Origin of the sequence: Luteimonas endophytica, from assembly GCF_029887875.1 — a bacterium.
GTDB lineage: Bacteria > Pseudomonadota > Gammaproteobacteria > Xanthomonadales > Xanthomonadaceae > Luteimonas > Luteimonas endophytica.
Window position 1 is genome coordinate 1 of the sequence record NZ_JARXRM010000018.1, and the last position, 18678, is coordinate 18678.

13 protein-coding genes and 1 tRNA gene are annotated in these 18678 nt (G+C 66.6%); all 14 read right to left on the reverse strand.

Annotation, left to right across the window (positions count from 1 at the left end):
- Positions 1 to 52 precede the first annotated feature (52 nt).
- On the reverse strand, positions 53 to 1243 hold the full coding sequence (tuf, locus tag QFW77_RS03725) for an elongation factor Tu (RefSeq protein ID WP_280572930.1): 1191 nt from the start codon (positions 1241 to 1243) through the stop codon (positions 53 to 55).
- 100 nt (positions 1244 to 1343) lie between these two features.
- On the reverse strand, positions 1344 to 3434 hold the full coding sequence (gene fusA, locus QFW77_RS03730) for an elongation factor G (protein WP_280572953.1): 2091 nt from the start codon (positions 3432 to 3434) through the stop codon (positions 1344 to 1346).
- A gap of 170 nt (positions 3435 to 3604) precedes the next feature.
- Positions 3605 to 4072, reverse strand: a complete 468-nt coding sequence (gene rpsG, locus QFW77_RS03735; RefSeq protein ID WP_280572954.1) for a 30S ribosomal protein S7 — start codon at positions 4070 to 4072, stop codon at positions 3605 to 3607.
- A gap of 54 nt (positions 4073 to 4126) precedes the next feature.
- The gene (rpsL, locus tag QFW77_RS03740) at positions 4127 to 4501 is read right to left on the reverse strand and encodes a 30S ribosomal protein S12 (protein WP_180679169.1); all 375 of its coding nucleotides are present in this window, start codon (positions 4499 to 4501) and stop codon (positions 4127 to 4129) included.
- A 347-nt stretch (positions 4502 to 4848) separates the two neighbouring features.
- A complete protein-coding gene (gene rpoC, locus QFW77_RS03745; protein WP_280572956.1) occupies positions 4849 to 9087 on the reverse strand; it encodes a DNA-directed RNA polymerase subunit beta' in 4239 nt (1412 codons plus the stop codon).
- A gap of 128 nt (positions 9088 to 9215) precedes the next feature.
- Positions 9216 to 13373 (reverse strand): DNA-directed RNA polymerase subunit beta, encoded by a 4158-nt coding sequence (gene rpoB, locus QFW77_RS03750; protein ID WP_280572957.1) that lies wholly within the window; start codon positions 13371 to 13373, stop codon positions 9216 to 9218.
- Between the two features lie 231 nt (positions 13374 to 13604).
- Positions 13605 to 13982, reverse strand: a complete 378-nt coding sequence (rplL, locus tag QFW77_RS03755; RefSeq protein WP_280572958.1) for a 50S ribosomal protein L7/L12 — start codon at positions 13980 to 13982, stop codon at positions 13605 to 13607.
- 74 nt (positions 13983 to 14056) lie between these two features.
- The gene (gene rplJ, locus QFW77_RS03760; RefSeq protein WP_280572959.1) at positions 14057 to 14581 is read right to left on the reverse strand and encodes a 50S ribosomal protein L10; all 525 of its coding nucleotides are present in this window, start codon (positions 14579 to 14581) and stop codon (positions 14057 to 14059) included.
- Positions 14582 to 14907: 326 nt separating this feature from the next.
- Positions 14908 to 15609, reverse strand: a complete 702-nt coding sequence (gene rplA / locus QFW77_RS03765) for a 50S ribosomal protein L1 (RefSeq protein ID WP_280572960.1) — start codon at positions 15607 to 15609, stop codon at positions 14908 to 14910.
- A gap of 4 nt (positions 15610 to 15613) precedes the next feature.
- A complete protein-coding gene (gene rplK, locus QFW77_RS03770; protein WP_180679163.1) occupies positions 15614 to 16042 on the reverse strand; it encodes a 50S ribosomal protein L11 in 429 nt (142 codons plus the stop codon).
- 164 nt (positions 16043 to 16206) lie between these two features.
- A complete protein-coding gene (nusG, locus tag QFW77_RS03775; RefSeq protein ID WP_280572962.1) occupies positions 16207 to 16779 on the reverse strand; it encodes a transcription termination/antitermination protein NusG in 573 nt (190 codons plus the stop codon).
- 17 nt (positions 16780 to 16796) lie between these two features.
- On the reverse strand, positions 16797 to 17177 hold the full coding sequence (secE, locus tag QFW77_RS03780) for a preprotein translocase subunit SecE (RefSeq protein ID WP_280572964.1): 381 nt from the start codon (positions 17175 to 17177) through the stop codon (positions 16797 to 16799).
- Between the two features lie 33 nt (positions 17178 to 17210).
- Positions 17211 to 17286: transfer RNA gene (locus QFW77_RS03785), tRNA-Trp, on the reverse strand.
- Between the two features lie 201 nt (positions 17287 to 17487).
- Positions 17488 to 18678 carry an elongation factor Tu gene (gene tuf, locus QFW77_RS03790; RefSeq protein ID WP_280572930.1) on the reverse strand — a complete coding sequence of 397 codons (1191 nt, stop codon included), beginning with the start codon at positions 18676 to 18678 and terminating at the stop codon, positions 17488 to 17490.

Below are 18678 nucleotides of genomic sequence, written 5' to 3' on the forward strand. Positions count from 1 at the left end.
CCGGCCTGCGATCCGGCGAGCCCGCGCGCCTAACGGCGCACGGGACCGGGCGTCACTTCAGGATCTTCGCCACCACCCCGGCGCCGACCGTGCGGCCGCCCTCGCGGATCGCGAAGCGCAGACCATCGTCCATCGCCACCGGGTTGATCAGCTCCACCACCATCTTCACGTTGTCGCCCGGCATCACCATCTCGGTGCCCTCCGGCAGCGTCACCGCGCCGGTGATGTCCGTGGTCCGGAAGTAGAACTGCGGCCGGTAGCCCTTGAAGAACGGCGTGTGGCGACCGCCCTCGTCCTTCGACAGCACGTACACCTCCGCCTCGAACTGCGTGTGCGGGGTGATCGAGCCCGGCTTGGCCAGCACCTGCCCGCGCTCCACGTCGTCGCGCTTGGTGCCGCGCAGCAGCAGACCCGCGTTGTCGCCCGCCTGGCCCTGGTCCAGCAGCTTGCGGAACATCTCCACGCCCGTCACCGTCGTCTTCTGGGTCGGACGGATTCCCACGATCTCGATCTCGTCGCCGACCTTGATCACGCCGCGCTCGATCCGACCGGTCACCACCGTGCCGCGGCCCGAGATCGAGAACACGTCCTCGACCGGCATCAGGAACGGCTTGTCGATGTCGCGCTCCGGCTCCGGGATCCAGCTGTCCAGCGCCTCCACCAGCTTGATGATCGCCGGCACCCCGATGTCGCTCTGGTCGCCTTCCAGCGCCTTGAGCGCCGAACCGTGGATGATCGGCGTGTCGTCGCCCGGGAACTCGTACTTCGACAGCAGCTCCCGCACCTCCATCTCCACCAGCTCCAGCAGCTCGGCGTCGTCCACCATGTCCGCCTTGTTCAGGAAGACCACGATGTACGGCACGCCCACCTGCCGCGCCAGCAGGATGTGCTCGCGGGTCTGCGGCATCGGGCCGTCAGCCGCCGAACACACCAGGATCGCGCCGTCCATCTGCGCCGCACCCGTGATCATGTTCTTCACGTAGTCCGCGTGGCCCGGGCAGTCCACGTGCGCGTAGTGACGGTTCGGGCTCTCGTACTCCACGTGCGCCGTCGAGATCGTGATCCCGCGCGCCTTCTCCTCCGGCGCCGCGTCGATCGCGTCGTAGGCCTTGAACTCGCCGCCGAAACGCTCCGCGCCGATCTTCGTCAGCGCCGCCGTCAGCGTCGTCTTGCCGTGGTCCACGTGACCGATCGTGCCCACGTTCACGTGGGGCTTGGTGCGCTCGAACTTACCCTTGGCCATTGCTTTTAGCTCCGTGATTCGCGATTCGTGATTCGTGATTGGCGAAGGCGGGATCGTGGCTCTTTCGAATCACGAATCGCCCAGCCGCCAATCACGGCTTTCAACCCTTCTTGGTGACCGTCTCGGCGATGTTCGCCGGCGCCTCGGCGTAATGGTCGAATTCCATCGTGAAGGTTGCGCGACCCTGCGACATCGAACGCAGCGAAGTCGCATAGCCGAACATTTCGCCCAGGGGGATCATCGCGTTGATGATCTTGCCCGAGGGGCTGTCGTCCTGGCCCTGGAGGATGCCGCGCCGGCGGCTGACATCGCCCATCACGTCGCCGAGGTAATCCTCCGGCGTCACGATCTCGACCTTCATGATCGGCTCCAGCAGCACCGGGCTGGCCTTGTGGAAGCCCTCCTTGAAGCCCATCGAGCCCGCGATCTTGAACGCCATTTCAGAAGAGTCGACCTCGTGGTACGACCCATCGACAAGGCGCACCTTGACGTCGACGATCGGGTAGCCCGCCATGATGCCGTTCGCGACGGCCTCCTGGATGCCCTTGTCGACGGCCGGGATGTACTCCTTGGGCACCACGCCGCCGACGATCGCGTTCTCGAACTCGTAGCCCTTGCCCTGCTCGTTGGGCGAGATCTCGAGCCAGACGTGACCGAACTGGCCCTTGCCGCCCGACTGGCGGACGAACTTGCCCTCGGCCTTGACCGCCTTGCGGATGGTCTCGCGGTAGGCGACCTGCGGCTTGCCGACGTTGGCCTCCACGTTGAACTCGCGCTTCATGCGGTCGACCAGGATGTCCAGGTGCAGCTCGCCCATGCCGGAGATGATGGTCTGGCCGGACTCCTCGTCGGTGCGCACGCGGAAAGACGGATCCTCCTGCGCCAGGCGGCCGAGTGCCAGGCCCATCTTTTCCTGGTCGGACTTGGTCTTCGGTTCCACCGCCATCGAGATGACGGGTTCCGGGAACACCATGCGCTCCAGGGTGATGATGTTGTCCTGCGCGCACAGGGTGTCGCCGGTGGTGACGTCCTTCAGGCCCACCGCGGCGGCGATGTCGCCGGCGCGCACTTCCTTGATCTCCTCGCGGTTGTTGGAGTGCATCTGCAGGATGCGGCCCACGCGCTCCTTCTTCGACTTGACCGGGTTGTAGACCTGGTCGCCGGAGTTGAGCACGCCCGAGTAGACGCGGAAGAACGTCAGCGAACCGACGAACGGATCGGTCATGATCTTGAACGCCAGCGCCGAGAACGACTCGGTATCGGTGGCCTTGCGCGACGCTTCCTTCTCGGAGTCGTCCACACCCTGCACCGGCGGGCGATCCGACGGCGAAGGCAGCAGCTGGACCACGCCGTCGAGCATCGCCTGCACGCCCTTGTTCTTGAACGCGCTGCCGCAGAACACCGGAATGATCTCGGTCTTCAGGGTGCGCTCGCGAAGGCCGGCCACGACCTCTTCCTCGGTCAGCTCCTCGCCGCCGAGATACTTGTCCATCAGCGCCTCGTTGGCCTCGGCCGCGGCCTCGACCATGAAGTTGCGCGCCTGGGCGGCCTTCTCGGCCAGCTCGGCGGGAACGTCGCGGTATTCGAAGATCGTGCCCTGGGAGGGGACGTCCCAGTGGATGTACTTCATCTTGATCAGGTCGATCACGCCCTCGAAGCCGTCCTCGGCGCCGACCGGCATCTGCATCGGCACGGGATAGGCGCCCAGGCGCGACTTGAGCTGCTCGACCACCTTGTCGAAGTTGGCCCCGGTGCGGTCCATCTTGTTGACGAACGCGAGACGCGGCACCGAGTACTTGTTGGCCTGGCGCCACACCGTCTCGGACTGCGGCTGCACGCCGCCGACCGCGCACAGCACGAACACGGCGCCGTCGAGCACGCGCAGCGAACGCTCCACCTCGATGGTGAAGTCGACGTGGCCGGGGGTGTCGATGATGTTGAGCCGGTACTCGGGCAGCGACTGGTCCATCCCCTTCCAGAACGCGGTGGTCGCGGCCGAGGTGATGGTGATGCCGCGCTCCTGTTCCTGCTCCATCCAGTCCATCACCGCGGCGCCGTCGTGGACCTCGCCGATCTTGTGGCTGACGCCGGTGTAGAACAGGATGCGTTCGGACGTGGTGGTCTTGCCGGCATCGATGTGGGCCATGATGCCGAAGTTGCGATAGCGTTCGATGGGAGTGGTGCGAGCCACGGTCGTCTCTCGTCTCGGGGCCCGGCGACGCCGGGCTGGAATGGCCGGACGCCGCCTCGAGGGCGGCTTCCGGATTCGCGGGGTGCGGCCGGGCCGGCCGGACCGCTGCTGGCGCCGCGCGGCATGCGCGCCGGTCGCCTGGGCGGGCACCCCTCAGGGCGCCACGGGGATCACCAGCGGTAGTGCGCGAACGCCTTGTTCGCCTCCGCCATGCGGTGGGTTTCCTCGCGCTTCTTGATCGCGCCGCCGCGGTTCTCGGAGGCGTCGACCAGTTCGGCGGCCAGCTTGCGCGGCATCGTGTTCTCGCCGCGCTTGCGCGCCGACTCGATCACCCAGCGCATCGCCAGGGCGGTGCGGCGCGAAGCGCGTACTTCCACCGGCACCTGGTAGGTGGCGCCACCGACGCGGCGGGACTTCACTTCCACCGCCGGGGACACGTTGCCGAGCGCCTTCTCGACCAGCTCGAGCGCGTTGCCGCTCTTCTCGCCGATGACATCCATGGCGCCATAGACGATCTTCTCGGCAACCGACTTCTTGCCGCTCTTCATGACCATGTTGATGAAACGCGCGATCGTCTCGCTGCCGTGCTTTGGATCGGGCAGGACATTGCGCTGCGGAGCAGAACCTTTACGGGACATGATGCAGACCTTGTTCTATCAATCTTCGGTTACGCGATCGCGAAGCGGCCGCGCTCAGCCCTTCGGGCGCTTGGCGCCGTACTTGGAACGCGCCTGCTTGCGCTTGGTCACGCCGGCGGCGTCGAGCGAACCGCGCACGGTGTGATAGCGCACGCCCGGCAGGTCCTTGACGCGGCCACCGCGGATCAGCACTACCGAGTGCTCCTGCAGGTTGTGGCCCTCGCCGCCGATGTAGGAGATCACCTCGTAGCCGTTGGTCAGGCGCACCTTGGCGACCTTGCGCAGAGCCGAGTTCGGCTTCTTCGGGGTCGTGGTGTAGACGCGCGTGCAGACGCCGCGGCGCTGCGGGCAGTTCGCCAGCGCGGGCGAAGTGCTCTTGTAGGTCTCGGGATTGCGCGGCTTCCGCACCAGCTGGTTGATCGTTGCCATCGTTTAGTGGGTTCTGTCGTTGGGGCCGGGGCCCGTGCGTGAAAACGAAGGCAGGCCGGTACAACCCGGCCCGCCGAGACGGAAAAGTATAGCGGGCGCTGACGCCTGGCGTCAACGCAAGAGCCAACCCTGCACCCGGAGCGCCGCCTGGACGCGCCGGGATCCGGTTCCGCATCGATCCCGCCCGTCCTGGGCCGAATACGAGGCGCGTCCGTGGCGCCTCATTTCGTGATCTGGGACGGCCCGGGGGCCGTCGCTATCTGTCCGTGCCGTTATAGGGCCGGCGCGCCGGGTTGGCAAGCCCGGGAACGGCATCGCCGTCCCCGGCCCGCGGCCCGGCAGCCACCCTACTCCTCCGCGCCGGTCGCGGCATCCTCGCCGCCGCCGTCCTCGGCGACCGTCTCCGCCACCGCAGCGGCGGCGGAGCCGCCCGAGAGCGCCTCCATCTCCGACTCGGTGAGCCCGGAGGCGTCCCGGCGGCGCTGGGTGTGATAGGCCAGCCCGGTGCCCGCCGGAATCAGCCGGCCGACGATCACGTTCTCCTTCAGACCGCGCAGGCCGTCGCGGGTACCGCGCACGGCGGCCTCGGTCAGCACGCGGGTGGTCTCCTGGAACGAGGCCGCCGAAATGAACGACTCGGTCGCCAGCGAGGCCTTGGTGATGCCGAGCAGCACCGGGTCGAACCTCGCCGGCAGCTCGTTCTTGGTCTCGGCCTTGGCGTTGTCCTCGATCACGCGCTGGCGCTCGACCTGCTCGCCCTGCAGGAAGCGGCTGTCGCCGGCGTCGGTGATCTCCACCTTGCGCAGCATCTGCCGGATGATCACCTCGATGTGCTTGTCGTTGATCTTCACGCCCTGCAGCCGGTAGACGTCCTGGATCTCCTTGACCAGGTAGGCGGCCAGCTCCTCGACGCCCTTCAGGCGCAGGATGTCCTGGGGACTCGGCTCGCCGTCCACCACGGTCTCGCCCTTCTCGACGTGCTCGCCCTCGAACACGATGATCTGCCGGTACTTCGGGATCAGCTCCTCGTGCTCGTCGCCGTCCGGTCCCTTGATGATCAGGCGCTGCTTGCCCTTGGTGTCCTTGCCGAAGCTGACCACGCCCGATTTCTCGGCCAGGATCGCCGGGTCCTTGGGCTTGCGGGCCTCGAACAGGTCGGCCACGCGCGGCAGGCCGCCGGTGATGTCGCGGGTCTTGGAGGCTTCCTGCGGGATCTTGGCCACCACGTCGCCCACGCCCACGGCGTCGCCGTCCTGCAGGTTCACGATCGAGCGCGGCGGCAGCAGGTACTGCGCCGGCAGGTCGGTCCCGGGGATGGTCAGGTCGTTGCCCTTCTTGTCGACGATGCGCACCAGCGGGCGCAGGTCCTTGCCCTGCGAGCCGCGCCGCTTCGGGTCGGTGATCTCGCGCGAGGCCAGCCCGGTCAGCTCGTCGGTCTTCTCGATGACGGTGACGCCGTCGACGAAGTCGACGAAGCGCATGGAACCGGCGACCTCGGAAACGATCGGGTGGTTATGCGGATCCCAGCTGGCAACGGTCTGTCCGGCCTTCACCGAATCGCCGTCCTTGACGTTGACCATCGCGCCATAGGGCAGCTTGTAGCGCTCGCGCTCGCGGCCGTGGCCGTCGAGCACCGACAGCTCGCCGGAACGCGAGACCGCCACCAGGCCGCCGCTGGCGTGGTTGACCGACTTGAGGTTGTTGAACTTCACCGAGCCGGTGGTCTTGACCGTGACGTTGTCGATCGCCGCCGCACGCGAAGCCGCGCCGCCGATGTGGAAGGTCCGCATCGTCAGCTGGGTGCCGGGCTCGCCGATCGACTGCGCGGCGACCACGCCGACCGCCTCGCCGTGGTTGACCAGGTGGCCGCGGCCGAGGTCGCGCCCGTAGCACTGGGCGCAGACGCCGAAGCTGCTCTCGCAGGTGATGGTGGAGCGCACCTTGATGGTCTGCACGCCCGCGTCCTCGAGCTTCTGCACCCAGGCCTCGTCCAGCAGGGTGTTGCGGGTGACGATCGGGTCCTCGTCGTCGCCGGGCAGGAACACGTCCTCGGCCACGATCCGGCCGAGTACGCGGTCGCGCAGCGGCTCGACCACGTCGCCGCCTTCCACGATCGGGGTCATGGTGAGGCCGGTGACGGTGCCGCAATCCGGCTCGGTGATCACCACGTCCTGGGCCACGTCGACCAGGCGGCGGGTCAGGTAGCCCGAGTTGGCGGTCTTGAGCGCCGTGTCGGCCAGGCCCTTGCGCGCGCCGTGGGTCGAAATGAAGTACTGAAGCACGTTCAGGCCTTCGCGGAAGTTCGCGGTGATCGGTGTCTCGATGATCGAGCCGTCCGGCTTGGCCATCAGGCCGCGCATGCCGGCCAGCTGGCGGATCTGCGCCTGCGAGCCGCGGGCGCCGGAATCGGCCATGATGTAGATCGAGTTCATCGACTTCTGCGGGACCCGCTCGCCCTTGGCGTTGGTCACGGTCTCGGTGCCGATCGCGTCCATCATGGCCTTGGCCACGCGCTCGTTGGTGCGCGACCAGATGTCGACCACCTTGTTGTAGCGCTCACCGGCGGTCACCAGGCCCGACTGGTACTGCTGCTGGATCTCCAGCACCTCAGTTTCGGCCTCGGCCAGGATGCCCTTCTTCTCGTCCGGGATGGTCATGTCGTCGATGCCGATCGACACGCCGGCACGGGTGGCGTAGCCGAAGCCGGTGTACATCAACTTGTCGGCGAACACCACCGTGTCCTTCAGGCCCAGCTGGCGGTAGCAGGAGTTGATCAGCCGGCTGATGTTCTTCTTGGTCAACTCGGTGTTGACCAGCGCGAACGGCAGGCCGACCGGCAGGATCTCGTCCAGCAGCGCGCGCCCGACCGTGGTGTCGATGATCGCGGTGCGGCGCTCGCTGGTGCCCTCCTCGTCGGTCACCGTTTCGGTGATCCGCACCTTGACCTTGGCGTGCAGCGCCACCACGCGGTTGTCGTAGGCGCGCTTGACCTCTGCGACGTTGGCGAACACCATGCCCTCGCCCTGCTGCGCCTCGAGGGCGCGGGTCATGTAGTACAGGCCCAGCACCACGTCCTGCGACGGCACGATGATCGGCTCGCCGTTGGCGGGCGAGAGGATGTTGTTGGTCGACATCATCAGCGCGCGCGCTTCCAGCTGGGCCTCGAGGCTCAGCGGGACGTGCACGGCCATCTGGTCGCCGTCGAAGTCGGCGTTGAACGCTGTGCAGACCAGCGGGTGCAGCTGGATCGCCTTGCCCTCGATCAGCACCGGCTCGAACGCCTGGATGCCCAGGCGGTGCAGGGTCGGCGCACGGTTGAGCAGCACCGGGTGCTCGCGGATCACCTCTTCGAGGATGTCCCAGACCTCGGCTTCCTCGCGCTCCACCAGCTTCTTGGCGGCCTTGATCGTGGTCGCCAGGCCGCGGCGCTGCAGCTTGGAGAAGATGAACGGCTTGAACAGCTCGAGGGCCATCTTCTTCGGCAGGCCGCACTCGTGCAGGCGCAGGGTCGGGCCGACCACGATGACCGAACGGCCGGAGTAGTCCACGCGCTTGCCGAGCAGGTTCTGGCGGAACCGGCCCTGCTTGCCCTTGATCATGTCCGCCAGCGACTTCAGCGGCCGCTTGTTGGTCCCGGTGATGGCGCGGCCGCGACGGCCGTTGTCCATCAGCGCGTCCACCGACTCCTGCAGCATGCGCTTCTCGTTGCGCACGATGATGTCGGGGGCGTTGAGCTCGAGCAGGCGGCGCAGGCGGTTGTTGCGGTTGATGACGCGGCGGTACAGGTCGTTCAGGTCGGAGGTCGCGAAACGGCCGCCGTCCAGCGGCACCAGCGGGCGCAGGTCCGGCGGCAGCACCGGCAGCACCGTCATGATCATCCACTCCGGACGGTTGCCGGACTCGACGAAGGCCTCGACCAGCTTGATGCGCTTGGTGAGGCGCTTGAGCTTGGTCTCCGAACCGGTGGCTGCGATGTCCTCCTTGAGCTTGATCATCTCGGCCTGCAGGTCGATCGTGCGCAGCAGGTCGTAGACGGCCTCGGCGCCCATCGCCGCGTCGAAATCGTCGCCGTGCTCCTGGCGCATCTGCATGAACTGCTCTTCGTTGAGCAGCTGGCCGCGCTCGAGCGGGGTCAGGCCCGGTTCGGTGACCACGTACGCCTCGAAGTACAGGATGCGCTCGATGTCGCGCAGGGTCATGTCCAGCATCAGGCCGATGCGCGAGGGCAGCGACTTGAGGAACCAGATGTGCGCGACCGGCGAGGCCAGGTCGATGTGGCCCATGCGTTCGCGCCGGACCTTGGCCAGGGTGACCTCGGTACCGCACTTCTCGCAGACCACGCCGCGGTGCTTCATGCGCTTGTACTTGCCGCACAGGCACTCGTAGTCCTTCACCGGGCCGAAGATCGCGGCGCAGAACAGGCCGTCCCGCTCGGGCTTGAACGTGCGGTAGTTGATGGTCTCGGGCTTCTTGACCTCGCCGTAGGACCACGAACGGATCATGTCCGGCGACGCCAGCGCGATCTTGATCGCGTCGAAGTCGAGCGTCGGACGCTGCTGGTTGAAAAGATTGAGTAGGTCTTTCATGTCTTTGTCTCCGATGGAGCGGGATTCGTGATTGGTGATTGGTGACTAGTGGAAAAGCGGATTCGTGGCCGCGGATTCGAGGTCTTGCCTTTTCGAATCACGAATCACGAACCCCCAATCACCGCTCCTCAGTGCTCCTCGAGCTCCATGTTGATGGCCAGCGAGCGGATTTCCTTGACCAGGACGTTGAAGGACTCCGGCATGCCGGCGACCATCTCGTGTTCGCCGTCGACGATGTTCTTGTACATCTGGTTGCGGCCCTGCACGTCGTCGGACTTCACCGTCAGCATCTCCTGCAGCGTGTATGCCGCGCCGTACGCCTCCAGCGCCCAGACCTCCATCTCGCCGAAGCGCTGGCCGCCGAACTGCGCCTTGCCGCCCAGCGGCTGCTGGGTGACGAGCGAGTACGGGCCGGTCGAACGCGCGTGCATCTTGTCGTCGACCAGGTGGTTGAGCTTCAGCATGTGCATGTAGCCCACGGTCACCTTGCGCTCGAAGGCATCGCCGGTGCGGCCGTCGTACAGCTGGGTCTGGCCGCTGGTCGGCAGGTCGGCGAGCTCGAGCATCATCTTGATCTCGGACTCGGCCGCTCCGTCGAACACCGGGGTCGCCATCGGCACGCCGTCGGTGAGGTTGCCGGCCAGCTGCAGCAGCTCGGCGTCGCTGAACTGCTTGAGGTCGACGCGCTCACCGTTCAGCTTGGTGTCGTGGTTGTAGATCTGGTCGAGGAAGGCGCGCAGCTCGCTCACCTTCGCCTGCGCCTCGAGCATCCGCTGGATCTTCTGCCCCAGGCCCTTCGCGGCCCAGCCCAGGTGGGTCTCGAGGATCTGGCCGATGTTCATACGGCTCGGCACGCCCAGCGGGTTGAGCACGATGTCCACCGAAGTGCCGTCGGCCATGTAGGGCATGTCCTCGACCGGCACGATATTGGAGATCACGCCCTTGTTGCCGTGGCGGCCCGCCATCTTGTCGCCGGGCTGGATGCGGCGCTTGACCGCCAGGAACACCTTGACCATCTTCAGCACACCGGGGGCGAGATCGTCGCCCTGGGTGATCTTGCCGCGCTTGTCCTCGAAGCGCAGGTCGAACTCCTTGCGGTGGGCCTCGATCTGCTTCTGGGCGCGCTCGATCGCCTCGACGGCGTCCGCGTCCTTCATCCGGATCGCGAACCAGTCGGATTTCTTCAGCCCGTCCAGGTACTCGTCGCCGATGGCGTCGCCCTTCTTCAGGCCGGGGCCGCCGTTGGCGACCTTGCCGACGATCTGCGAGCGCAGCCGCGCGTAGATCGCGCCCTCGAGGATGCGGAACTGGTCGTCGAAGTCCTTCTTGACGCGCTTGATCTCGTTCTCTTCGATCTGGCGCGCGCGCTTGTCCTTCTCGATGCCGTCGCGGGTGAAGACCTGCACGTCGATGACGGTGCCGTCCATGCCGGGCGGAACCCGCAGCGAGCTGTCCTTCACGTCGGACGCCTTCTCGCCGAAGATGGCGCGCAGCAGCTTCTCCTCCGGGGTCAGCTGGCTCTCGCCCTTCGGCGTGACCTTGCCCACCATGATGTCGCCGGCGCGGACCTCGGCGCCGATGTACACCACGCCCGACTCGTCGAGGCGGTTGAGCGCCTGCTCGGAGACGTTGGGGATGTCCGCCGAGATCTCCTCCGGCCCCAGCTTGGTGTCGCGGGCCACGCAGGTCAGCTCCTCGATGTGGATCGTGGTGTAGCGATCCTCCTCGACCACGCGCTCGGAGAGCAGGATCGAGTCCTCGAAGTTGTAACCGTTCCAGGGCATGAACGCGACCAGCATGTTCTGGCCCAGCGCCAGCTCGCCGATGTCGGTGGAGGGGCCGTCGGCCAGCACGTCGCCGCGGGCGATCACGTCGCCCACGTTCACCAGCGGGCGCTGGTTGATGCAGGTGTTCTGGTTGGACCGGGTGTACTTGATCAGCGAGTAGATGTCGACGCCGGCGTCGTGCTCGCTCGAGATCTCGTCCTCGTTGACCTTGACCACCACGCGCCCGGCGTCGACCTGCTCGACCACGCCGCCGCGGCGGGCGTTCACGGTCACGCCGGAGTCGCGCGCGACCGCCCGCTCGATGCCGGTGCCGACCAGCGGCTTCTGGGCGCGCAGCGTCGGCACCGCCTGACGCTGCATGTTGGCGCCCATCAGCGCGCGGTTGGCGTCGTCGTGCTCGAGGAACGGCACCAGCGCCGCGGCGACCGACACGGTCTGCATCGGCGAGACGTCCATGAAGTCGACCTCGGACGGGGGCTTGAGCAGCGATTCGCCCTGGTAGCGGCAATCCACGAACTGGGCGTCTAGCTTGCCGCTGGCGTCCTGCGGCGCATTGGCCTGGGCGATGACGTACTCGTTTTCCTCGATCGCCGAGAGGAACTCGATCTCGTCGGTCACCTTGCCTTCCACGACCTTGCGGTACGGCGTCTCCAGGAAGCCGTAGCGGTTGGTGCGGGCGAACACCGCCAGCGAGTTGATCAGGCCGATGTTCGGGCCTTCCGGGGTCTCGATGGTGCAGACGCGGCCGTAGTGGGTCGGGTGCACGTCGCGCACCTCGAAGCCGGCGCGCTCGCGGGTCAGGCCGCCCGGACCGAGCGCGGAAACGCGGCGCTTGTGGGTGACCTCGGACAGCGGATTGTTCTGGTCCATGAACTGCGACAGCTGCGAGGAGCCGAAGAACTCCTTCACCGCGGCCGCCACCGGCTTGGCGTTGATCAGCTCCTGCGGGGTCAGGCCATCGGCCTCGGCCATGGTCAGGCGCTCGCGGACCGCGCGCTCGACGCGCACCAGGCCCACGCGGAACACGTTCTCGGCCATTTCGCCCACCGAACGCACGCGGCGGTTGCCGAGATGGTCGATGTCGTCGACGGTGCCGCGGCCGTTGCGGATCTCGGTCAGCACCTTGATCACGTCGAGAATGTCGGAGCTGTCGCCGAACTGCTCGCGCAGCTTGGCCGAATCCTCGTCCTTGCGCTCGGCGTAGTAGTGCGAGTCGTACAGCACCGAAGCGCCCTCGGTCTCCTTGCGGCCGAGGCGGCGGTTGAACTTCATCCGGCCCACGCCCGACAGGTCGTAGCGCTCGAAGGTGAAGAACAGGTTGTGGAACAGGTTCTGCGCCGCATCCTTGGTCGGCGGCTCGCCGGGACGCATCATGCGGTAGATCTCGACCAGGGCCTCGAGCTGGGTCTTGGTCGGGTCGATGCGCAGGGTGTTGGAGATGTACGGGCCGCGATCGAGGTCGTTGACCCAGATGGTGCCCACGGTCTCGACCCCGGCCTTGCGGAACGCGGCGAGCTGGTCCTCGCTGATCTCGTCGTTGGCGGTGGCCAACAGCTCGCCGGTGGCCGGATCGATCACGTCGTGGGAGAGGATGCGGCCGAGCAGGTACTCGTCGGGCACCGCGAGGGCCTCGATCCCGGACTGCTCGAGCTGGCGGATGTGGCGCGCGGTGATGCGCTTGCCGGCCTCGACGATGACCTGGTCGCCGTCGGCCAGGTCGAAATCGAGGGTTTCGCCGCGCAGTCGCTCGGGCACCAGCTCCAGCTGGACGCCCTCGCTGGGATCGACATGGAAGGTGTTGATCTCGAAGAACTCGTTCAGCATCTCCTGGTTGGAGTAGCCGAGCGCGCGCAGCAGGATCGTCACCGGCAGCTTGCGGCGCCGGTCGATACGGGTGAACAGCGCGTCCTTGGGGTCGAACTCGAAGTCGAGCCAGGAGCCGCGGTAGGGGATGATGCGGGCGCTGTAGAGCAGCTTGCCCGAGCTGTGGGTCTTGCCGCGGTCGTGGTCGAAGAACACGCCGGGCGACCGGTGCAGCTGCGAGACGATGACGCGCTCGGTGCCGTTGACGATGAAGGTGCCGTTCTCGGTCATGAGCGGAATCTCGCCCATGTAGACCTCCTGCTCCTTCACGTACTTGATCGCCTTGCTGGACGATTCGCGATCGTAGATCACCAGGCGCACCGTCACGCGCAGCGGAGCGCCGTAGCTGAGGCCGCGGTTGCGGCATTCGCGCTCGTCGAACACCGGCTCGCCCAGCTTGTAGCCGACGTACTCGAGGGCTGCGTAGCCGTTGTAGCTGACGATCGGAAACACCGACTTCAGCGCGGCATGCAGGCCGCGGTCGTCGCGCTTGGCGGGATCGATGCTGGCCTGCAGGAACTCGCGGTAGGAATCGACCTGGATCGCAAGCAGGAACGGCACCTCGAGGATGGTCCGGCGCTTGCCGAAGTCCTTGCGGATGCGCTTCTTCTCGGTGAACGAATACGATGTCGTCATGGGGAATGACCGCCTTTGGCATCTGCGAACCGCGCGTCCGCGGTTCTGGGGGGATCAATGTCTGACCGGGTAAATCGCCAGTGGGAAGTCGCTGGTATTGCCGGCACCAGCACGCCCTCTCCCGCTACTTCCTACTGTCGACTCTATGTGGAGCAACAACGGCCGAAGGCCGGGGGCTTTCGCCCCCAGCCTCGGCTGGCCGCCCGATGGAACCGGCGACGCAACTAACGCTTACTTCAGCTCGGCGGTGGCGCCGGCGGCCTCGAGGTCCTTCTTGAACTTCTCGGCCTCGTCCTTCGACACGCCTTCCTTCACTTCCTTCGGAGCGCTCTCGACCAGGTCCTTGGCCTCCTTCAGGCCCAGGCCGGTGATCGCGCGGACCACCTTGATGACCTCGACCTTCTTCTCGCCGGTGGCCTTCAGGAACACCGTGAACTCGGTCTGCTCCTCGACCGGAGCGGCAGCGGCAGCGGCGGGGCCGGCGGCCACGGCCACCGGGGCGGCGGCGGAGACGCCGAACTTCTCTTCCATCGCCTTCACCAGCTCCATCACCTCGACGAGGGTCTTGGTGCTGATGGCTTCGATGATTTCTTCATTCGAAAGGGACATCGTGATTACCTCTGTTAGCTAACTTGGAAACGGCTGATTGATTTGGAAATCGGATACCGAACCGGGCTGATCGCCTAGGCCGCCTTCGTCTGACCGACCGCGTTGGTGACGCGGGCGATCTGCGAAGCCGGCTCGGACAGCAGCCGCACCAGCATGGTGGCGGGCTGGACCATGACGCTGAGCAGCATCGACAACGCCTGATCGCGGGTCGGCAGAGACGCCAGGACATCCACGTGGGAGCCCGGGTACTTCTGCCCGCCCAACGAGACCAGGCGCGGCTTCAGCTTGTCGTTCGCCTTGGCGAACTCCTTGATCAGACGTCCGGCCGCACCGGGGTCTTCCTCCGAGAAGGCATACAGCAGGGGACCGGTCAGCTCGTCCTTGACGACGGCGTAATCGGTGTTCTCCACTGCGCGCGAGACCAGCGTGTTCTTGGCAACTTTCAGGAACACGCCTTCCTGGCGCGCCTTCTTGCGCAGGTCGGTCAATTGCGCGACCGTCAGACCCGCGTACTCGGCGGCAACCAGCGAGTGCGCCCTGCCGGCGACCTCGGCCAGTTCGGCAACGACTTCCTTCTTCTCGTTCAGATTCAGAGCCATTGCATTCTCCTGACTACACTTTCCGCCCGTCCGGATCCTCTTCGGGGCGGCCCTTGATCCGCACCGGTCCATCGATGCGGCGAACGCCGGAGCGTTCACGGTTGGCAGCCGTTTCCAGAATTCACTGGAGGGTCGGCGACCATCTGCGCAGGCCCTTTCGCGCTCTCGCGCTACGGGATTAAGCGATCCACGCGTGCGGCGGCGGCGATTCCCTGCCGGTCGAGCCTCCCTGCCCGTCGCCGCCGCAGCGCGGAACGCGCCTGCGGTCTTTGACGGCGCCGCGCCGGGCCGGGGCCCGTTGCGATGCCCTCAAAATTTTCAGCTCGTCACTTCAACGACAGCGACGACTGGTCCACGGCGACGCCGGGACCCATGGTCGAGCTGATCGAGACCTTCTGCAGGTAGGTGCCCTTGGCGGTGGCGGGCTTGGCCTTGACCAGATCCGCCAGCAACGCCTGCAGGTTCTCCTGCAGCTTGCCGTCCTCGAAATCGGCCTTGCCGATCGTGCAGTGGATGATGCCGGCCTTGTCGGTGCGGTAGCGCACCTGGCCGCCCTTCGCGTTCTTGACCGCCTCGCCCGGGTTCGGCGAGACCGTGCCGACCTTGGGGTTGGGCATCAGGCCGCGCGGACCGAGCAGCGTGCCGAGCTTGCCGACCACTCGCATCGCATCGGGAGTGGCGATGACCACGTCGTAGCTCAGATCGCCGCCCTGCATCTTCTCGGCCAGGTCCTCCATGCCCACGGCATCGGCGCCGGCGGCCAGCGCCTCCTCGGCCTTGGCGCCCGAGGGGGCGAACACCGCCACTCGCACGGTCTTGCCGGTGCCGGCCGGCAGCACGGTCGAGCCGCGCACCTGCTGGTCGGACTTGCGCGCATCGACGCCGAGCCGAACGGCCACGTCGACCGCCTCGTTGAACTTGGCCTTGCTGTGGTCCTTGACGATCTTCAGCGCCTGCTCGATCGGATAGGCCTTGCCGGGCTCGATCGCAGCCGCGATGGCCTTCTGTCGCTTGGTCTGCTTGCTCATGTCCTCAGCCCTCCACCGTCAGGCCCATGCTGCGGGCGGAGCCCGCGATCGTGCGCACCGCCGCTTCCAGGTCGGCAGCGGTCAGGTCCGGCTCTTTCGCCTTGGCGATCTCTTCCAGCTGCTTGCGCGTCACCTTGCCCACCTTCTCGGTGTTGGGGCGCTTGGAGCCGGACTGGATGCCGACGGCCTTCTTCAGCAGCACCGTCGCCGGCGGCGTCTTGGTGATGAAGGTGAAGGTGCGATCGGAGTACGCGGTGATCACGGTCGGGATCGGCAGCCCTGGCTCGAGCTTCTGCGTGGCGGCGTTGAACGCCTTGCAGAACTCCATGATGTTCAGGCCGCGCTGGCCCAGCGCAGGACCGACGGGAGGACTCGGATTGGCCTGCCCGGCCTTGACCTGCAGCTTGATGTAGCCGACGACTTTCTTTGCCATTGTTGCTTCTCCTCGGGTTCGAACGCTTCGGGGCCGTCACCGGCCCGTACAGCTCCCCGTCGTTTTGAAAGGGTGATGCGTGAATAGGTGATTCGTGATTCGCAAAAGACCGGAGTGCCCGCCGCTCTTGCCAATCACCAATCACGAATCACCAATCACGGCTGCTAGGCCTTCTCCACCTGGCCGAACTCCAGCTCGACCGGCGTCGAACGCCCGAAAATCAGCACCGCCACGCGCAGGCGGCTCTTCTCGTAGTTGACTTCCTCGACCACGCCGTTGAAGTCGTTGAACGGCCCGTCGGTCACCCGCACCATCTGGCCCGGCTCGAACAGCACCTTCGGCCGTGGCTTCTCGACGCCCTCGGCAACCCGCTGCAGGATCGCGTCGGCCTCGCTGTCGCTGATCGGCAGCGGCCGGTCGGCGGTCCCGCCGATGAAACCCATGACCTTCGGAGTTTCCTTGATCAGGTGCCAGCTCTCGCTGTCGATACGCGGGATGCCGCTTTCTTCGTGGGTGGCGATCTGCACCAGCACGTAGCCGGGGAAGAACTTGCGCTCGGAGCGGCGCTTCTGCCCGGCGCGCATCTCCACCACTTCCTCGGTCGGTACCAGCACGTCGCCGAACCGGTCCTGCATCTCGGCCCGCACGATCCGGTCGCGCAGCGCCTGCGCCACCGTCTTCTCGAAGCCCGAGTAGGCATGCACCACGTACCAGCGCTTGTCGCCTTGCGTTTCCATCGAATCCGAACTCTCCGTCATTGGCCGAGGAACAGGCGCAGCAGCCACTGGATCACGCTATCGAAGGCGGCCAGGATCAGCGAGATGATCACCACGGCGATGATCACGATCCAGCTCATCCGCACCGCTTCCTGGCGCGTCGGCCAAACCACCTTGCGCAGCTCGAAACGCGTTTCCGAGAGGAACTCGCGGGTCTCCGCGCCCTTGCCACTGGTCAGGAACACCACGGCGCCGGCGGCCACGCCCGCCGCCACCGCGATCACCCGGACCGGTCCGGGCCACTGCCCGTCGAACCAGTAGAAGGCGAACACGCCGGCGACCACCAGCAGCAACGCAAGCGCGTACTTGACGATGTCGCCGCTGGTGGCGCCCCTGGGTTGTTCGACTCTGCTGTTCATTCGCTTCGATGCGGACCTTCGTTGGCCGTGAGGTGGCACGCCAGGAGGGACTCGAACCCCCAACCTGCGGTTTTGGAGACCGCTGCTCTGCCAATTGAGCTACTGGCGTATCGGTGCGTCGTTCCTGCCGGGTTCTTGAGACGGCGAAGGCGGACCGAGGTGCTCGGCCCGCCGTTCGCCTCGTCCCCCGCCGCTTTTTCCGGCCGTAGACGGACGGCGCGGGGCCTTGGGTCTTCCGTCGGTGGTTCCGGACCGCGTCCGGCCTGCGATCCGGCGAGCCCGCGCGCCTAACGGCGCACGGGACCGGGCGTCACTTCAGGATCTTCGCCACCACCCCGGCGCCGACCGTGCGGCCGCCCTCGCGGATCGCGAAGCGCAGACCATCGTCCATCGCCACCGGGTTGATCAGCTCCACCACCATCTTCACGTTGTCGCCCGGCATCACCATCTCGGTGCCCTCCGGCAGCGTCACCGCGCCGGTGATGTCCGTGGTCCGGAAGTAGAACTGCGGCCGGTAGCCCTTGAAGAACGGCGTGTGGCGACCGCCCTCGTCCTTCGACAGCACGTACACCTCCGCCTCGAACTGCGTGTGCGGGGTGATCGAGCCCGGCTTGGCCAGCACCTGCCCGCGCTCCACGTCGTCGCGCTTGGTGCCGCGCAGCAGCAGACCCGCGTTGTCGCCCGCCTGGCCCTGGTCCAGCAGCTTGCGGAACATCTCCACGCCCGTCACCGTCGTCTTCTGGGTCGGACGGATTCCCACGATCTCGATCTCGTCGCCGACCTTGATCACGCCGCGCTCGATCCGACCGGTCACCACCGTGCCGCGGCCCGAGATCGAGAACACGTCCTCGACCGGCATCAGGAACGGCTTGTCGATGTCGCGCTCCGGCTCCGGGATCCAGCTGTCCAGCGCCTCCACCAGCTTGATGATCGCCGGCACCCCGATGTCGCTCTGGTCGCCTTCCAGCGCCTTGAGCGCCGAACCGTGGATGATCGGCGTGTCGTCGCCCGGGAACTCGTACTTCGACAGCAGCTCCCGCACCTCCATCTCCACCAGCTCCAGCAGCTCGGCGTCGTCCACCATGTCCGCCTTGTTCAGGAAGACCACGATGTACGGCACGCCCACCTGCCGCGCCAGCAGGATGTGCTCGCGGGTCTGCGGCATCGGGCCGTCAGCCGCCGAACACACCAGGATCGCGCCGTCCATCTGCGCCGCACCCGTGATCATGTTCTTCACGTAGTCCGCGTGGCCCGGGCAGTCCACGTGCGCGTAGTGACGGTTCGGGCTCTCGTACTCCACGTGCGCCGTCGAGATCGTGATCCCGCGCGCCTTCTCCTCCGGCGCCGCGTCGATCGCGTCGTAGGCCTTGAACTCGCCGCCGAAACGCTCCGCGCCGATCTTCGTCAGCGCCGCCGTCAGCGTCGTCTTGCCGTGGTCCACGTGACCGATCGTGCCCACGTTCACGTGGGGCTTGGTGCGCTCGAACTTACCCTTGGCCAT